This is a genomic window from Flavobacterium tistrianum (assembly GCF_003254545.1).
Lineage (GTDB): Bacteria > Bacteroidota > Bacteroidia > Flavobacteriales > Flavobacteriaceae > Flavobacterium > Flavobacterium tistrianum.
Genome location: NZ_QJRH01000071.1, coordinates 159437 through 177982 on the forward strand (window position 1 = coordinate 159437; position 18546 = coordinate 177982).

Annotated in this window: 15 protein-coding genes; 4 read left to right on the forward strand and 11 right to left on the reverse strand. The window is 32.1% G+C overall.

The genetic code is table 11. The annotated features are described in order from the left end of the window. The first annotated feature begins 65 nt into the window (after nt 1–65). Nucleotides 66–515, forward strand: coding sequence for a thioredoxin domain-containing protein (locus DMB71_RS15755; RefSeq protein ID WP_204251797.1), 450 nt, complete (start codon nt 66–68; stop codon nt 513–515). A gap of 3 nt (nt 516–518) precedes the next feature. On the opposite strand, the gene DMB71_RS15760 is transcribed toward DMB71_RS15755, so the two are convergent. From DMB71_RS15760 to surE, 5 genes are all read right to left on the reverse strand, one after another. Then, nucleotides 519–2549: a ComEC/Rec2 family competence protein gene (locus DMB71_RS15760; protein ID WP_111367698.1), complete on the reverse strand. Its 2031-nt coding sequence runs from the start codon at nt 2547–2549 to the stop codon at nt 519–521. 49 nt (nt 2550–2598) lie between these two features. Then, nucleotides 2599–3084 carry a C40 family peptidase gene (locus DMB71_RS15765; RefSeq protein ID WP_111367700.1) on the reverse strand — a complete coding sequence of 162 codons (486 nt, stop codon included), beginning with the start codon at nt 3082–3084 and terminating at the stop codon, nt 2599–2601. Nucleotides 3085–3090: 6 nt separating this feature from the next. Next, the gene (gene lpxB, locus DMB71_RS15770; protein WP_111367702.1) at nt 3091–4212 is read right to left on the reverse strand and encodes a lipid-A-disaccharide synthase; all 1122 of its coding nucleotides are present in this window, start codon (nt 4210–4212) and stop codon (nt 3091–3093) included. A 64-nt stretch (nt 4213–4276) separates the two neighbouring features. Then, nucleotides 4277–4546: a hypothetical protein gene (locus DMB71_RS15775; RefSeq protein WP_111367704.1), complete on the reverse strand. Its 270-nt coding sequence runs from the start codon at nt 4544–4546 to the stop codon at nt 4277–4279. Then, nucleotides 4539–5318: a 5'/3'-nucleotidase SurE gene (gene surE / locus DMB71_RS15780; RefSeq protein WP_111367706.1), complete on the reverse strand. Its 780-nt coding sequence runs from the start codon at nt 5316–5318 to the stop codon at nt 4539–4541. Before surE ends, DMB71_RS15775 begins: the two co-directional genes overlap by 8 nt. Before the next feature lie 212 nt (nt 5319–5530). On the opposite strand from surE, the gene DMB71_RS15785 reads away from it, so the two are divergent. The 3 genes from DMB71_RS15785 (at nt 5531) to glsA (ending at nt 9666) form a co-directional block, all read left to right on the forward strand. Then, a complete protein-coding gene (locus DMB71_RS15785; RefSeq protein ID WP_111367708.1) occupies nt 5531–7714 on the forward strand; it encodes a carboxy terminal-processing peptidase in 2184 nt (727 codons plus the stop codon). A 93-nt stretch (nt 7715–7807) separates the two neighbouring features. Then, nucleotides 7808–8593, forward strand: a complete 786-nt coding sequence (locus DMB71_RS15790) for a DNA/RNA non-specific endonuclease (RefSeq protein ID WP_111367710.1) — start codon at nt 7808–7810, stop codon at nt 8591–8593. Nucleotides 8594–8652: 59 nt separating this feature from the next. Continuing rightward, nucleotides 8653–9666 carry a glutaminase A gene (gene glsA, locus DMB71_RS15795; protein ID WP_111368055.1) on the forward strand — a complete coding sequence of 338 codons (1014 nt, stop codon included), beginning with the start codon at nt 8653–8655 and terminating at the stop codon, nt 9664–9666. A 53-nt stretch (nt 9667–9719) separates the two neighbouring features. On the opposite strand, the gene rpe is transcribed toward glsA, so the two are convergent. From rpe to DMB71_RS15825, 6 genes are all read right to left on the reverse strand, one after another. Beyond that, complete coding sequence (gene rpe / locus DMB71_RS15800; protein WP_111367712.1) at nt 9720–10382, reverse strand: ribulose-phosphate 3-epimerase; 663 nt, start codon at nt 10380–10382, stop codon at nt 9720–9722. A gap of 432 nt (nt 10383–10814) precedes the next feature. Beyond that, on the reverse strand, nt 10815–11678 hold the full coding sequence (locus DMB71_RS15805; RefSeq protein WP_007804760.1) for a sigma-70 family RNA polymerase sigma factor: 864 nt from the start codon (nt 11676–11678) through the stop codon (nt 10815–10817). A gap of 171 nt (nt 11679–11849) precedes the next feature. Beyond that, entirely contained in the window at nt 11850–13637 is a 1788-nt protein-coding gene (locus DMB71_RS15810) for a hypothetical protein (protein WP_162614836.1), read from the reverse strand. Between the two features lie 17 nt (nt 13638–13654). After that, complete coding sequence (locus tag DMB71_RS15815) at nt 13655–14884, reverse strand: DUF4249 domain-containing protein (protein WP_111367716.1); 1230 nt, start codon at nt 14882–14884, stop codon at nt 13655–13657. Between the two features lie 4 nt (nt 14885–14888). Beyond that, a complete protein-coding gene (locus DMB71_RS15820) occupies nt 14889–17675 on the reverse strand; it encodes a TonB-dependent receptor (RefSeq protein WP_111367718.1) in 2787 nt (928 codons plus the stop codon). Beyond that, nucleotides 17676–18419: a hypothetical protein gene (locus tag DMB71_RS15825; RefSeq protein WP_111367720.1), complete on the reverse strand. Its 744-nt coding sequence runs from the start codon at nt 18417–18419 to the stop codon at nt 17676–17678. Nucleotides 18420–18546: the final 127 nt, after the last annotated feature.

Here is an 18546-nt window from a genome sequence, read left to right on the forward strand (position 1 = left end):
ATCTTTATTGGATTCTGTTTTTGTATTAATTTTAGTTTTATTAACATAACCAAAACCAAAATTATATGCCAAAAAATCTACTTATCCTACTGCTATTTTTAAGTCCATTTTGTATGAATTCTCAAAATATAATTTGGAAAACCGACATCAATGATGCTGTAACTGTGAGTGCAGAGAAAAGGAAGCCGTTATTGATTTTCTTTACTGCTCAAGGAGTAAATCCTCAGCTGCAGAATGAAATTTTTGCTACGAGAGATTTTGAAGAATGGTCGCGCAAAAATGTTATCTTGGTAAAACTAGACCTTTCAGATCCCTCAGCTTCTGATGCTGTTAAAGAACAAAATCTAATGTTGAAGAATGCTTTTGGTATCGAAGACATTCCTCAAGTATGCTTTTCTGAGGTGACGATCAGAAAGGGAAAAACAAATTTTAATAAATTAGGGCTTATTGCTTATACAAGTTCTGGCGTTAAAACTTGGATTTCAGAATCTAATTCGATTTTAAACCCAGAATAAAAATCATAATTGATAATATCCCTTTTCTTTTGTTGAATGAAAAGGGATATTTTTTTTATGACAGCTGTTTTTCCAATATTTCTGAATTGAATTGGAATTAGAACCATCTGCAATAACAACTTTTGGACGAATATTTTCCAGCACTCGATCTAGATTTATTTTTGAAGTTTGAGTAAGTATTAAAATATCTGGCTGAATTTTTTCGGAAAAAACTTTTGTGCTGTCAATTATCAGAATTTTGTTGTTTTTAAAGTAAAGCACGTTTTTAATCTCTTTGATTTTAGACAAAGCAATTGAATTTCCAACGAGATAAGAATTTATATTTCTTTTATTGACGCTCTTTTGAATGGTATCTCGAGTATAAAGTGTAATGTTTTTTCCTGAACGTTCAGAAATCAGGGTATTGTTTTTTTCATTGTAAACAATCAATTCTTCTTTGTTTTCGGTTTCAACTTTAGTTAAAATAAAAGAAATTTGGATCAAAATAATTGAGGCAAGCACTAGAATCAATTTATTAAAGCTGGGTTTTTTAATCCAGATTATACTGCCAATTATAAAGAGTGAGAACGCCCATAAATGATAAAAATTGAAACTGATATCTCTAATGACAAATGAGTCAACGGAAGCCACAGCATGAATCATAAGATTTAGCAAATAAATGCTTTTTTCAAAAATCATTGTAACAAATAACGGCGGACTGGTAAAAATGGCGATAATCATTACTACAATTCCAGCAATCATAATAAATGATAAAACTGGAAGTATGATAATATTTGTGACAAAAAATAAACCTGGAAATTGGTGGAAATAGTAAAGACACAATGGTAGAGTACCAATTTGTGCCGCAAGAGAAACGGTCAAAGCTTCCCAGATATAAGCTGCCAACTTGTTCTTTGGTTTATAAATGTCTTTTAAAATAGGATGTAGCCAAAGAATAAAAAATAGTGCGATATAGCTTAATTGGAAACCAACATCAAATAAAAAATAGGGTTCAAAAAGCAATATCAATAAAATAGAAACTAGTAAAGTATGGTAGATATTTCCGTTTCGACGTAAATGACTTCCAATCGCAACAAATGAAAACATAACTACCGACCTTAAAACTGAGGGAGATAAGCCAGAAATTATTGCAAAACCAGCCAAAGAAATTAGAATCGAAGTCAGTTTTAAAAAAGAACCTTTCCTTGTGTTTGGAATCGGTTTAAGAATGAAAGTGATGAAAAGCATTATAAAGCCCACATGAAGTCCCGAAACAGATAAAATATGAGTAGCTCCAGAATATTGGTAATCTTGGATAATATCTTGCGAAATCTCTTGCTGCTGGCCTAAAATTAAAGCCAAGGCAACATTCATTTCAGCGTTATTAAATTTAGATTTTTCAAGATTTGAAATTATTCTCGAATGCAATTTGGCACAATAATACCAGATGTCTTTTTGAATCGTTTTGCTGACCAAAACTTCTTTCTTCTGACAATAAATCTGCGCATAGATTTGTTTGTCTGCCAAATATTTGCTGTAATCAAATTGATTTGGATTTTTGCTGGGCTTATTTTGCTGTAAAATCGTTTGAACGTTAATGTTATTCCCTACAATTAAAGGGTTTTTGGCGCTGTCTTTCTGAATGTTTACAATTATTTTTCCCGAATAAGCCTTTCCCGATATTGTTTTTACAAGACCAATGTAACGATCACTATAATCGTTGCTTTTTAATTTTTCCCTTAAAATTAATGTGACAAATTGTGGTTTTTTAAAGGCTGTCTGGCAATGTGTGTAATTGCTTTTTTGAAGGTTTTGAGTGTGGCATAAAAGCGTTAATGCTCCAATGCAGAAAGATAAAATATAGCTCAGATTTCCAAATAAGATAGATTTCTTATTATGTCTTAAACTCCAAAAGAAAGCTCCGCAAAATCCTATAAAACTAATTGAAACAGATAAAGAGATCAGAGAAATTGAAAAATGCAGGTAATAAGAAGCAATTATGCCAAGTATAAAGGCAATTGTAATTTTTACTAACGGAAAATCTAATACTTTCATGGTGTAAAAGTATTAAATATTTGTAAGAAAAATAATAAAAATAATTCTTTTAAGGAAGAACTCTGTTTACTTGTTCAAAGGAGTTTTTATAATAAGGTTCTTTTGTAGAAGAAATAATTACACCTTTTGAAGTAGAAGAATGAACAAATTTTACTTCATCAGAATTGACTTCTGTAATCAATCCAACGTGATTAATTTGTCTGCTTTTATTGGTTTTAAAGAAAATTAAATCGCCTTTTCTGGCATCGTTTAACGGAATTACTTTTCCAATTTTTGCTTGATCGTAAGAACTTCTTGGAAGTTGGATGTTTTCACTTTCAAAAGTAGTGTAAACTAATCCAGAACAATCAAATCCGCTTCTTGTAGTTCCACCGGCTTTATAACGAACGCCAATGTTATCGGTCGCTTTTTCAATTAAATTATTAACCAAAGCTCTGTTTTCTTTTTTAGATTCGTTTTTGTTTACAGCAGAAGAAGTCGATTTACAAGAAGTAAAAGCGATCGCTAAAAGCAGAAAAAGGAGTATTCTTTTCAAAATGGATTAATTAGTTTGTTTTAAATCGGCAACAATGAGTTTTGCTGTGTTTTTACTCGCACCAACTCCGCCAAGTTTTTGTTCTAATATATCGTAATTTTGTAGCACTTTATTGCGATGGCTAGGCTCTAATAGTTTTTGAAGCTCTTCTTTTATTCGTTTTTTGTTGCAATCTCCTTGAATCAACTCGGTTACAACCTCTTGATCCATAATTAAATTTACAAGAGAAATGTATTTTAAAGTGATAATGCGTTTTGCAATCTGATACGAAACTTCACTTCCTTTATAGCAAACCACTTCGGGTACTTTAAAAAGTGCGGTTTCAAGAGTGGCAGTTCCAGAAGTTACTAACGCAGCTGTCGAAGAACGAAGTAAATCATAAGTTTTATTAGAAACAAACGCGATATTTTTATTTTTTAAGAATTGCTGATAAAATTCGTATTCCTGACTTGGAGCGCCAGCAATAACAAATTCGTAATCCTGAAAATCATCTACAACACTTAGCATCACGCTCAACATTTTTGTAATTTCTTGTTTACGGCTTCCTGGCAGAACAGCAATAATTGGTTTTTCGCCTAGATTATTTTCTTTTCTAAACAAAGCCTCATCAAAAGCAGGCTGATTCTGAATCGCATCAATAAGCGGATGCCCAACAAAATCTACAGGAAAATGGTGTTTGTCTTCGTAGAAACTTTTCTCAAAAGGCAAAATCACATACATCTTATCGACGTCTTGTTTGATTGCTTTAATTCGGTTTTCTTTCCAAGCCCAAATTTGCGGAGAAATATAATAATGCGTTTTATAGCCTAGTTCCTTTGCCCATTTAGCAATACGCATATTAAAACCAGGATAATCAATAAAAATAATCACATCTGGTTTGAACTCCGTGATGTCTTTTTTGCAGATTTTAATATTGTTTAAAATGGTTTTTAAATTGAAAACCACTTCAATAAACCCCATAAAAGCTAGATCGCGATAATGTTTTACCAAAGTTCCGCCTGCTTTCTGCATTAGGTCTCCGCCCCAAAATCTAATTTCTGCTTCTGGATCTTCAACATATAATGCCTTCATTAAGTTTGAACCATGTAAATCTCCAGAGGCTTCTCCTGCAATTATGTAATATTTCATGTTGGTCTTTTTTGTAAATGTGCTAAAGTTGTAACCATTTAAGGGAACTTAGCAAAGATAAGATTTAAATAACTAATGTAGAAATTGCCAATACAATCACGGCTAAAATAACGCCTCGGGCCATATATTCTTTATTTCTTTTAAGAAGAATCGCAAATACGCCAAGATCTAAAAGTGTTCCTATGGTAATTATTTTTCCAAGATATCCGTATTCTCGAATCATTTGAAATCCTTGTGAAATGTCAAATGTGGTAAAAAAAGAGATGAACAGATAACTTCCTAAAAGAGCCGTAAAAATTCCGATTAAAAAACCGATTACTATTTCTTTAGTCATTTAATTTCCAAGTGTTAAGTTGCTGAATAGAGTGGTGGGCAGTCAAATCAAATTGTACAGGAACGACCGAGATGTATCCGTTAGCCAAAGCCCATTCGTCGGTATCTTCTCCTTTATCTTCGTTTACAAATTTGCCAGCAAGCCAGTAATAATCTTTTCCAAAAGGAGTTTGTCTTTTATCGAATTTTTGCGAGTAGTAGGCTTTCGCTTGACGGCAAACTTTAATCCCTTTAATTTCAGATTCTTTTAATTTCGGAAAGTTGACGTTTAAAACCACGCCTGGAGGAAGTTTATTGGCTAGAGTTTCTAAAGCAATTTTTTTTACGAAAGACTTAATCGGTTCAAAATCGGCGTTCCAATCAAAATCCAAAAGAGAAAATCCGATTGCCTGAATGCCTTCTATACCGGCTTCAACAGCAGCACTCATGGTTCCAGAATAAATAACATTAATAGAAGAATTTGATCCGTGATTGATTCCCGAAACGCATAAATCGGGTTTGCGTTTCAAGATTTCGTTTACTGCCAGTTTTACGCAATCTACAGGAGTTCCAGAACAGCTGTATTCTGCAATTGTGTCATCATCTTTGGAGATTTTATCTATAAATAAAGTATTGTTGACTGTTATGGCGTGTCCCATTGCACTTTGTGGTTTGTCTGGCGCAACAACAATAACATCGCCTATTGTTTCCATAACGCTAATAAGGGCTCTAATTCCGGGAGCCAAAATACCATCATCGTTGGTAACTAATATAAGTGGTTTTTCAGCTTTCATTTAATAAAAATTATGTGTAGTTTTAACAATTGTAAGATTTTAAGAACAAAATTAATCACAATTATTTGCGAGAAGTCACAAATAATGCAAAATTTGTCATCTAAGGTAAAGAACTTTTTTACGAATTAAACATTTTTATATCTTTAACAAAAAATTATCGAAGCGTTAGCTCTCGTGGCATAGTTTTTAACGTAACTTAGATAAAAAAATTGATGAATGCTATTATAAAGTTTATGAAAAGAAATTATAAGATACTCATAGCCGTATTGTGCTTATCGCTTACATTATTTGCATTTAAGATGAATGCCGATAGGACAATCGACCCAGATCCGAATAGAGACAAGACACTTTTAGAATTACTAGCATTTGTTATTGAAAAAGGACATTATAGTCCAGCAGAAATAAATGATGAGTTCTCAAAAGGTATTTTCAAGGATTATATCGATGCTTTAGACCCATCAAAAAGATTTTTCCTCCAATCAGATATTGACGAATTCAAACAGTATGAATTAATGCTTGATGATCAATTTTTGAATAAAGATATTACTTTCTTCAACCTTACTTACACAAGGCTGATGAAACGTATGGAGGAAAGTAAAAAACGTTACAAAACAATTTTGGCTCAGCCATTTAACTACAATGTAGATGAGAATTTTGATGCGGATTATGAGAAAATGCCGTATGCAAAAAACTTAACTGAGATTAATGAAAGATGGAGAAAACAAATCAAATTGTCAACTCTTTCTTCTTTAGTTACAAAACAAAAAATTGAGGAAGAAAAGAAGAAAAAAGATCCAGCTTACAAAGAGAAATCTTTTGAAACTTTAGAAAAAGAAACTCGAGAAAGCTCTTTAAAATCTCTAGATGATAATTTTAGCGTAATTAAAGATTTAAATAGAGAATACTGGTTTTCTGTGTATTTGAATTCTATCATGACTCGTTTTGATCCTCATACAAGCTATTTTGCGCCAGAAGAAAAAGATCGTTTTGATGTAAATATCAGCGGAAAACTAGAAGGTATTGGAGCTCGTTTGACTAAGAAAAATGACTTCACTCAAATTGATGAATTAATTTCTGGAGGTCCAGCTTGGAAAGGAAAACAGCTTGAGGCTGGAGATTTGATCTTAAAAGTGGCTCAAGGAAATGAAGAGCCGGTAGATGTTGTGGGTATGCGTTTGGATGATGTTGTGAAGAAAATTAAAGGTCACAAAGGAACTGAAGTAAAACTGACAGTTAAAAAAGTAGATGGTTCTATCAAAGTAATTTCTATCATTCGTGATGTTGTTGAAATTGAAGAAACCTATGCTAAATCTAGTGTTGTTGAGAAAAATGGTTTGAAATATGGAGTGATTTATCTTCCTAAATTCTATATCGATTTTGAAAATAAAGACGGACGTGATGCTGGAAAAGATATTGCGCGTGAGGTAGAAAGATTGAAACAAGAAAACGTTAACGGTATTGTTCTAGACGTTCGTGATGACGGTGGAGGATCTCTTTCTACAGTTGTTGATATTGCTGGTTTATTTATCGAAGAAGGACCAATTGTTCAGGTGAAATCTGCTGGTAAAAAGAAAGAAGTTTTATATGATAAAGATAAAAAAATCGAATGGGATGGTCCATTGGTTATCATGGTAAACAGTTTTTCTGCTTCGGCATCTGAGATCTTAGCAGCTGCAATTCAGGATTACAAACGTGGTGTAATTATCGGAAGTAAACAAACTTACGGAAAAGGAACTGTACAAAATGTACTAGATTTGAATCAGTTTGTTCGTAATGCAAATTATGGAGATCTTGGTGCATTGAAAATTACAGGACAGAAATTTTATAGAATTAACGGAGGTTCTACACAGCTTGAAGGTGTTCATAGTGATGTAGTAATGCCAGATCGTTATGCTTACCTAAAAATGGGCGAGAGAGATATTGATAATGCTATGCCTTGGGATAAAATTGATCCGGCTGATTATAGTACATGGACTTCTAACGAAAACTTTACTAAAGCTATCAATAACAGTAGAAATAGAATTGCACAAAATCCTCAATTCAAATTAATTGATGATAATGCAAAATGGATCGATGTTAAAAACAAAGAAAACGTTTATAGCTTGAATATAAAGAGTTTTAAAGAAACTCAGGAACAAGTTGAAAATGAAGGAAAAAAATATAAGCCAATTTCTGATTACAAAAACGATCTGATTTTTAAATCTCTTCCGTATGAAGAAGAAGAAATGAAAGCAGATGCTTCTTTAAAAGAGAAAAGAGATGCTTGGCACCAAGCATTATCTAAAGATGTTTATGTAGAAGAGGCTTTGAATGTATTGGATGATTTACAGACAAAAAGTTTGGTAAAAAATACAGTTAATCCTAAAATGAAAAAGGATAAACTAGTGAAGTCTTAAGTTCGAGATGAATTTAATTTGTTTAAAAAACGCTCTATAAATTTTTGAATTTATGGAGCGTTTTTTTGTAAGTTCGCTTTTAAAAATAGAAATATGAAAGGTTGTTTAGGTTTGATTTTGCTGAGTTTTGCATTGCTGTCCTGTAAAAAAGAGAATGCAAAAATTAATGAAGGGGGAAATAGTAATGAAGTGGTTACTTTTAAAGAGAATCTTACTCACAAAGATTCTTTATATACTATTGCTTATCTCCCGACTTCGACAACCAAACAGATTGTAAAGCACCAATATTATACGCTTTCTTATAATGAGAAATTTGAACAAGCAGAATGGGTAGCTTATGAATTGAAGAAAGAGTATTTAAAAAATAATGATTACAAAAGACCTTACTTTATAGAAGATCCAAAAGTAACTACAGGTTCTGCCGATTGGAGAAATTATAAAAAATCAGGTTATGATAAAGGTCATCTTTGCCCTGCTGGAGATATGGAGTTTAATAAAGATGCATACAATGACACTTTTTATACGTCTAATATTTCTCCTCAGAAAAAAGAATTTAACGCTGGAATTTGGAATAGAATAGAGCAGAAGACTCGTTATTGGGCAGGAAAATACAATGATATTTATGTCGTAACTGGCGGAATTGCGAAAGATTCGGATAAAAAAATAGGAACAGAGAAAGTTGCTGTACCTAAATATTTTTATAAAATTGTTTTGGCTAAAACTGGCAAAGAGCATAAGGCAATTGCTTTTTTAGTGCCAAATGAAAAAAGCGACAAATCTATTTATGATTTTGTTGTTCCAATCGAAACTTTAGAAAAAATGACTGGAATTGACTTCTTTCCAAATCTTAAGAACTTAAAAAGCAGTAAGGATTTTTAATTAAATACTGTTTGCCCATAAATTAATTTAGAATACAAATAAGAATGCCTTTTTTTAAAATGAACAAGCAAAAAATGATGTTTGTTGGTTTGATAATTTCTTTTGTCATAAACCACGGCTATAGCCAAACAACACTGAATAAGCAAAATATAGAAAATACGCTTAACGACGCCTTTAATAAATTTAAAGATTTAAAGGAAGGAAAAAATGCTGACTATATTAAAGAACTAGCCAATGTTGATCCTAATATTTTTGGTATTGCACTTGTTACTGCAGAGGGGGCTGTATACACAAAAGGGGATATAACGTCAATGGTTTCCATTCAAAGTATATCGAAAGTGTTTACTATGGCAAAAGTAATTGAGCAAGAAGGACCACAAGTTTTACAAGACAAAATAGGAGTAAATGCGACTGGATTGCCATTTAACTCTATTGTTGCAGTAGAAATGCATAAAGGTGATAATATCAATCCGCTTGTAAACCCTGGAGCTATTGCAGCGACGAGCCTTATTCGAGGGAATGATTCTGTGGCAAAATGGAAAGAGATTCAGAAAATTCAGAGTGACTTTGCAGGAAGGCAGCTTTCTATGAATCGTCCTGTTTATATAAGTGAGGCTAGTGATAATTTGCGAAATCAAGCTATTGCACATTTGCTATTGGCTTATAACAGAATATATTTTGATCCAGTACAGGCAACAGATCTTTATACGAAACAATGTGCATTGAATGTAAATGTAGAGGATCTTGCTACAATGGCGGCCACATTAGCAAACGGAGGTGTTAACCCCGTTACAAAGAAAAAGGTTGTAAGTCAGACCACTGTAATGTATACTTTGCCTGTAATGGCAACTGCAGGTCTTTATGATAATTCTGGAATTTGGCTTTTTAATTCGGGACTTCCAGCAAAGAGCGGTGTTGGAGGAGGAATATTGGCTGTGTGTCCTGGTAAATTTGGAATTGCTGTTATTTCACCACCATTAGATGAAACGGGAAATAGTTTGAAAGCTCAGAAAGTTATCCAATATGTTGTAGAAAAACTTAAAGCAAATCCTTATTGGATTGAACCTAAGTAGATTTAGGGAATAAAAAAAGTCCAAAATTATTTTTGGACTTTGTATTTAAAAATTTAGAAAGCAGTAAGACTTTTTAAATCAGCTATGGTTTCTGTCGGATTTTCAGCTTTAAAAACAAAGCTTCCGGCAACTAAAACATCTGCTCCAGCTTCTGCTAATTGTTTTGCATTTTTGCTGGTTACGCCACCATCAATTTCGATTAATGTCGAAGCGTTTTTACGAGTAATAAGCGCTTTTAGTTTCTTTACTTTATCATAAGTGTTTTCGATGAACGATTGTCCTCCAAATCCTGGATTTACACTCATAATGCAAACTACGTCAATATCATTAATGATATCTTCTAATAAATCAACATTCGTATGCGGATTCATGGCTACACCTGCTTTCATCCCTTCAGCTTTTATTGCTTGTAGAGTTCTGTGTAAGTGTGTGCAGGCTTCGTAATGTACTGTTAATCCATTTGCACCTAAATCGGCAAAAGTTTTAATGTAGCGGTCTGGATCGATAATCATTAAATGTACATCGATATATTTTTTGGCATGTTTGGAAATGGCTTCTAAAACAGGCATTCCAAAAGAGATATTTGGAACAAAAACTCCATCCATAATATCGATATGAAACCAATCTGCCTGACTGTTGTTAAGCATTTCTGAATCACGCTGTAGATTGCCAAAATCGGCTGCAAGAACTGAAGGAGCAATAAGTGTATTTTTCATTGTATTTGTTTGTGTGTTGTTTTTATTACAAAGATAAAGTTTAACCGTAAAGTACGCTAAGATTTACGCAAAGTTCGCGAGGTTTTTTTACTGCACTTAGTTATTTAAACGCAAAGAGCGCTAAGATTTTTCGCAAAGTTTTTATCTAAGATTATTTAAGGATAGGAAGTTAGCAAAGCTTTGTGTTCTTTGTATTCTTTTAAAATAAAAACTTTGTGAACTTTGCGTTGTCCTTTGCGCTCTTTGCGTTAAAAAACTTTTCAGTTAAAAATAAAAAACTCCGGTAATCAGCCGGAGTTTCAATCATCAATCAAAAAACGAACAGTCAATCAAACTGTTGTTTGCGGTAAAATTCCAATCCCGATAGCTATCGGGACCAAATTCCAAGCCAATTGTAATTTGGAATTTAAAAATATTGAAATTTAATATTGTTTATCCTAAATAAGTTTTAAGGATTTTACTTCTAGAAGTGTGTTTCAATCTACGGATTGCTTTTTCTTTAATTTGACGAACACGCTCACGAGTAAGGTCGAAAGTTTCTCCAATTTCCTCAAGAGTCATTGGGTGCTGATCGCCAAGACCAAAATATAAACGAACAACATCAGCTTCTCTTGGAGTTAATGTTTCTAAAGAACGTTCAATTTCAGTGCGAAGAGATTCGTGAATTAATTCTCTATCTGGATTTGGAGATTCGCCAGAACGCAATACGTCATAAAGGTTAGAATCTTCACCTTCAACAAGAGGTGCATCCATTGATAGGTGACGTCCAGAGTTTTTCATAGACTCTTTTACGTCGTTTACAGTCATATCAAGTTCTTTTGCAATTTCCTCAGCAGAAGGCGGACGCTCGTTAGATTGCTCTAGTAAAGCATACATTTTGTTGATTTTATTGATAGAACCGATTTTATTTAATGGTAAACGTACAATACGAGATTGTTCAGCTAAAGCTTGAAGAATCGATTGACGAATCCACCATACAGCGTAAGAAATGAATTTAAAACCACGAGTTTCATCAAAACGTTGAGCCGCTTTAATTAAACCTAAGTTTCCTTCATTAATTAAGTCAGGAAGAGTTAATCCTTGATTTTGATATTGTTTAGCCACAGATACTACGAAACGTAGGTTGGCTTTTGTTAGTTTTTCTAAAGCTCTTTGATCACCAGCCTTTATTCTTTGTGCTAATTCTACCTCTTCATCAGCGGTAATTAGGTCAACTTTTCCAATTTCTTGTAGATATTTATCTAACGATGCAGTTTCACGATTAGTTACCTGCTTGGTGATTTTAAGTTGTCTCATGTTGTTGTCTCCCTATTTTTAAAGTGTACAAATGGTTATACGTATAGAGTGTCGAAAAAGTTACAAAAAAGACTATTTTATTTTTATAAATTGAACATTTTAATTGTGTTAAATTGCAAAGTCCTTGATTTACAATGTAATCAAAGCCTTTTTTTCTGTTTTTTTCTGTAATTATTTTACAGTAATATTTTTTGAAACGTAAACTGGGTTTCCATTTTCAGTAAATCCTTCTAGAATAACTTCAAAATTTCCTTTAATATCAGAAGTGTAAAAAGATAAATCTTCTTCTTTTGTATCTAATTTAAGATCTGGTTTCCATAACAATTGGTATCTGTAATCGGGAACTCTTTGTAATTTATTTCCAGGCGAATAATCGGGATTGTTATATACTTTTTCAGGATTAGGACGCTGGATTTCAGTTGTTTTCAGATACTTCTTTACATAATTTTCTGAAAATTCATTGTTTTTTGTTTCAAAACTAATCAATCCTCCATACAAATTTGGGCCATATACATAAGGCTCTGTTATTAAACTAACCCTATTTACATTTGCCATATTGTAGTCAAAAAGATCGCTCGGATCTTGAATTAAAAGTCCATCAACAAGTACCAATGGCGGTCCATACATTTCTAAATCTTTTTGATTATTTCTTATATGAAGTTGGTATTTGCCGTTGTTTCTTCTATAATAAAGTTCTACAATTACTTCGACTATATTTTCCTTTAAAGTTGGAAATCGAGTATAATCATCTAAAACATATGATTTTTCAACCGTAGTAAAAAATGGATTCATAACGGCCTCTGTAACCAAACTGTCTTTTTTAATTTGATAGTAGGCATTTTGAATTTGGCTTGCTGTAGATCTTTCTTCAATATCTTTTTTTAATTCTGGCGACAAATTCAGTTTTGAAGTGAATTGTAATGAAGAAGCATCAAATTTTGGAAACGGATCAAGATTGACCATGTAATCATTTCGGTTTTCATCAATTACCTGCAAAATAGCATTTGAAAAATTTGGAAACTGATCAAGCAAAAATGCAAATTTTCCCTGAGCATTTGTTTTAACAATTTTCAAAACATATTCTTTTCCTGGCAGAGATAATGCAATTGATTTGTTGGCAATATCTCGGTTGTTTTTTGAAGTTAGGTTTCCCGTGATTAATTCGGATCTAATTTCTGGAATATAATTTAAACTGTTTGGTGTATTAACGTAGTTCTCAGTAGTTTTTTTTGCAAACTCTGATGATGTTAATTGTTGTAATGTTGGAATTTGATCTGTTTTTCGTATAGAAACAGAATAGTTTCCTTTTTCAACAGTTTCAGTCAAATGCTTTAGTTTTAAGCTAACTTTTTCTCTGGTATAATAGCTTTCTTTATCAAATGCAAAATCTATTCTTTTATCATTTGCAATGTTAGAATTTGTCGGTTGAATTGCATTCGATTTTGCTGGATTGGTAATGTCGAAAGTGATATTGTCATTTGGTTCTTGAGTCTGAAATGGATTAATGATGAAAATATCAATTTCATACTTTTGAGAATGAACATTATTAAGCATCCATTTTGTATAAGCTACAACTTTGTAATTTCCTGTTTTTAAGGTTGTAGGTATAAAATAGTCTCCAGTTCCAATTCCCTTATCAAGATATATTTTGTTTTTTTGAAGCGATTTTTTTTCACTGTCAATCAATTCAACGTAAGCAATTTTGCTAATTGCGCTAATTTTGTTGTTTAATGGATTAAGACAATATAATTTGAAGTATAATGTCTCACCAGTTAAAAAAGTTGTTGTATTTGAATGAATAAAAATGGTTTCTTGAGCAGCAGTGTCAGGAATTGAATTCTTGTTTTGTAAACTCTGAGCGCAAGCAAAATCTATTTGAATAAACAAAAGCATCAAAAACAGCAATTGTTTGATTCTAATTGAAATATTATTCTGATTATATATAGAAAGTTGTTTCATGAATTTTTTTAAAAAGATTAATCTATCCAAAAAGGTGGAACTATATTAGATGAAAATGTAGTGCAATCACCGCAAGCTGGTTTCACCATTCCGTAATTGCCATTATAATCAGTTGATACAAATACTAGTTCTTTCGATTTGATTGCTCCACGTAATTGATTTCTGGCGCAAGGAGGAAGGCCTTCACAATCTGCAAAATCTTTTACGACGCAGTCACTTTCATAATATGGAGGTAATGGCTCTTTTGGAAATAAATCTGCATAATTGAAGAAAATTCTTTCTGAAGAAACAGAAGAAACTTCAAAAAAACCAATAACCTTTTCAGATGGATTTTCTACAGATTTTATGTTTCCATAAAAGAAACCAGGCTGTTTTGGAGAAAGGACACCTCCTGAAGATGATAAATCTTTTAAAGTTTTGTAATAGGTATATGCGGCTAGATTTTGAACATACTGCTTTACGAAGATGGAATAACGATGAGAAATTATATAGTTTTGGTTGCTAATAAAACGTACAGGGAAATGCACGCGATCTTCGCTAAGGCTGTTAGTGTTATATAAAATAATATCATTAGATTTTTTGGTAGAAAAACAGGTTCTAGTTTCTCGGTTTCTAAGTCTTACCAAAATATCTTCACCTGCTGGTGAACCCGGAAAATCTTGGTCTGGATCTGCTGGAATAGCAGGAAAACTAACGATCACGGTTTCCTGACTGCTCCATACCGGCGCAACAATTTTGTAAGTTTCAGTGTATTCGTAACGATAATATTTTGAAGTATTAGTTGGCTCAAAACTATTTACATTAATCTGCACGCCTCTTTCTCCATTTACATTTTCTGCAGTTGCGGTAATATTGTCAATTTTAGTTTCGGTAGTTAGAATCTGTTCGTCAGAAGTGTAATTTTTGCCAGCACTTGTTCTGATTTTTAACTGATATTTTCTTCCTGGTTCTGCTTTAAAAGGAGTTATAGAAGAATAAATTGTGTCTTTTTCTTCAAATTGATATTCGTTGCCTTTATCGTCAGTAATAAAAACATTTGCTCCTTTCTCAAGTCTTGGACCGCTTTCTTCAAGCTGATAAACTTGAGAAAGTCTGATAGTTTGATTTTTAAGTTCGTTTGTTATAGTTCCCTCAACAACAAGGGCGCTTTCAAAATCTGTATTTTGAAAAACATATTGCTCTGTACAGCTGCTAATAGTAACTGTTAGAAGTAATAATAGTGATATTTTATATAGATATTTTTTCATGATTTTAAAACTTGAAATTATAGGTAATACTTGGAATTGGAATAGAGAAAATAGATGTTTTGTACGCTTTAATCTGTCCTTTGTCTGTAACAAAAAACACAGAATAAGGATTGTTTCTTCCTAAAACATTATAAACCGAAATATTCCAAAAACTATGTGCTAATTTTTTGATTTTATGATTTCCTTCAATGTTCAAACCAATATCAAGTCTAAAATAATCTGGAATTCTAAATTTGTTACGATCACTATATACAGTATATTGCTCGTTGCCGTAATCATATCTTCCAATCGGATATGTGATTGGTCTTCCGGTTTGATATGCAAAATTACTTGAAAAACTATAACGTTTAGTAATTCTGTAATTTAGAACTGCACTAAAGTCATGCGGCTTGTCAAAATTGGAAGCAAAATATTTTCCGTCATTTACTTTTTCCTGCTGAAATTGACTATCAAGTTTTATCAATGATCTTGAATACGTGTAGCCAAGCCAACCGTTTAATTTACCTACTTGTTTCTTTAGTAAAACTTCAACACCATATGCTTTTCCTTCGCCTTGTAAAAGTTCGGTTTCAATATTTTCATTAAGCAATAATTCTGCACCAACTTTATAATCTAGAATATTTTTAGATCTTTTATAATAACCTTCTAAACTAAGCTCGACATCACCACCTTTTAAGTTTTTGTAGAAACCTAAAGAAACTTGCTGTGCGCTTTCTGGTTTTACGTTCAAATCTGAAAGTTTCCAAATGTCGGTAGGAGATTGCGTCGTGTTGTTTGATAATAAATGAATGTATTGATATGTTTTGTCATAACTTGCACGAACAGAAAAATCGTCTGTAAGGAAATACCTTGCGGCAAGCCTCGGCTCAAGTCCGCCATATCTCTTAATTACTTCATTATTGCCATATGTTTTTGTCTCAGTTACTGTAGCATCACTTATAGGCTGATTCTCTTCGTAAATTCGCTGAGTAGATTTTCCTAAAGCGGCAAAAGTCGAATAACGTAAGCCGAAATCAAGAAGGAATTTATCGCTTATTTTGAAATTATCACCGATGTACGCTGCAGATTCTAAACCTTTTTCCGTTTCTACATCTACTGGAATTAAGGTAGACTGAGGGTTTTTAGGGCTTAAATATCCGGGATCAACAGCATATAATTTAGTAGAAAGACCATAACTGAATTTGTGTTTATTGCTATACAAGTAATTCATTTTCAGCATTGCCTGAGTTTCGTTAATTTTATAGCCAAAATCAAAATTGTTTACTCCTTCAGATTGATAATCAATATTGAATTTGTATTCGCTATTAGTCACAATTAATGAACCTTTATTTTTTTCATTAAAAGTATGATTCCATTTTAAAGTTGCCAATCTGTTGCTGTACTTGTATAAAGAATCTGAAGAGACACTAAATTTATCGTGGCTGTAGTATAAGGTAGATTCAATATCATTATTAGTATTTATTTTATGATTGTATTTTAAAATTAAATCATAAAATGAAGCTTGGCTATTTTTTAAATTTTCATCGTCTAGGCTTTTTAAAATATAATCTGAATAAGTGGCTCTTCCTCCTGCAACTAAACTTGATTTTCCTTTTACAATTGGAGTTGATACCATTAAGTTACTGGTTACAGGACCAATACCTCCTTCACCTTGAAATTCGTTTACATTCCCACTTTTTGATGAAATATCAAAAACAGATGACAACCTGCCTCCAAATTCAGCAGGAATACTTCCTTTGTAGATGTCTACTTTTTTGGTTGTATAAGGATTTAGAGCAGTAAAAAATCCAAAGAAATGTGATGGATTGTATAATGTAGCGTGATCTAATAAGAATAAATTTTGATCCTCTTTACCTCCTCTAACATTAAATCCAGCAGAACCTTCTCCGGCTGTTTTTATTCCAGGCATGGTTAAAGCAACTTTAAGAATATCTCGCTCGCCCAGAACCAAAGGAACGTTTTTAATTCCTTCAGAATCAATTGTTGTTACTCCAGTAATGGCAGATTTTGCACTCTTGCTTTTATTGGTTTTAATAAGTACTTCGTCCAGTTGGTTTATATTGTCTGTTAAAGAAAGATTTAATGCGCCATCATTATAAACCATTATATTTTTGGTGACTTTGTTGTAAGAAAAACTTTCGGTTTCCACAACATTTAATCCTCCTGGAACTTGCAGACTGTAAAATCCTTTTTTATCTGTTACAGCAGAAAATTCAGAATTTGGTATTTTTACCACAACATTTGCAAGTGCTGAATTGTTTTTTCCGCCTCGTATAAAACCTGATAATGTATAAGTAGATTTCTTTTTTTGATTTTTAACTTCTTTACCAATAAGGACAAGATCCCGAATATTTTTGTTTGGATTTCTTGAGTTTGTCTTTTTTATCGAATCATATTGCTGATAGAATATAGGAGTCGTTATTTGTCCGTTTTCGTCTCTTTCGAGAGGAATTCCAAAATAATCATCAGGTAACTGACTATAAATAATACTGTTATTGGTTACTATAACTTTGTTTTCAGAAATATAAAAGTTAAAGCTCGTGTTCTGAAAAACGTCTTCAAGAACTTCACCAATTTTAACTTCTTTATATTGTTTGGTTATAGAAACACTGTCGTTTTCAAACCATTTTTCATCAAAATAGAATTTGTAGTAAGATACTTTTTCAATATCTTGAATAGCAGTTTTTATGTTTGCATTTTTAAATTCAACCGTTATTTTGTCGCTAATTACTTGGGAATATATAATTTGTTGAAAGGAGAATAAAAATAGAATAAGAGTAATTTTTTTCATTTAATTAGAACTTTTTTTTAAAAGACCATTGATTTGTTTCGTTAGATTTTCCATGAATTGAGCTTTATTGGAACGTTCTAATTTTTTGTCGGTTTTGTAGATATTGTTTATTTCCTTTTTATAATTTGGGAAAATTTGTTTAAAATCCTTTACTGTTTCAACCTTATAGAAGTAGTTGTTGTATTTTAAAACGTAACCTACTTTATAAATGAAATTATAGTAGATTAGATCTGCTTGAAGAGATTTTACTTTTTCTTTAGTATGTTTGGTGTAAAGAGAAACATTGTCTCCAATGTATGTTTCTTCATAGAATCCTTTTATGATAGAAGGAAATTTTACTGATTCTTCTTTAAGGTTGACAAACTTTTTGTTTTTGATAAAGAAATAATCAACTTTTTCGGTAATTAGGTTTATAGGTAAATTTTCTGAAGAGCCATTCTGTTTGTAAATGACTTGATCAAGAAGAATGTCATATTTAAGATTGACGCTAGAATAAATCTGTCCCTCAAAACTGATGTCACCAATATTAAACTCTTCAGTATAATATCTATTTTTTCCAGCTATTGGTCGAAAAGGTTCGCTATGAACGATTCCGTTGTTAATATTTAAATTGTCTTTTCCGACGGTTTGGTCGAAGTAATCGTATAGTGAGGATTTTTCAGCAGATTGTGAGTGTGCATACGATATGTTTAACAGGCTTGCAAATAACGATAGATAAATCGCTTTTTTTTTGTAATTTTTCAAAGGAAATGTGATTTTTTTGTTTTTGGATTGATTGGCTCCAAAAGTATTAAAAAAATGTTATAAAAATCACGCAATATTGTTAAAATGTAATAAAAATTCTATGGAATTTGGTTTTAATTATATTCAG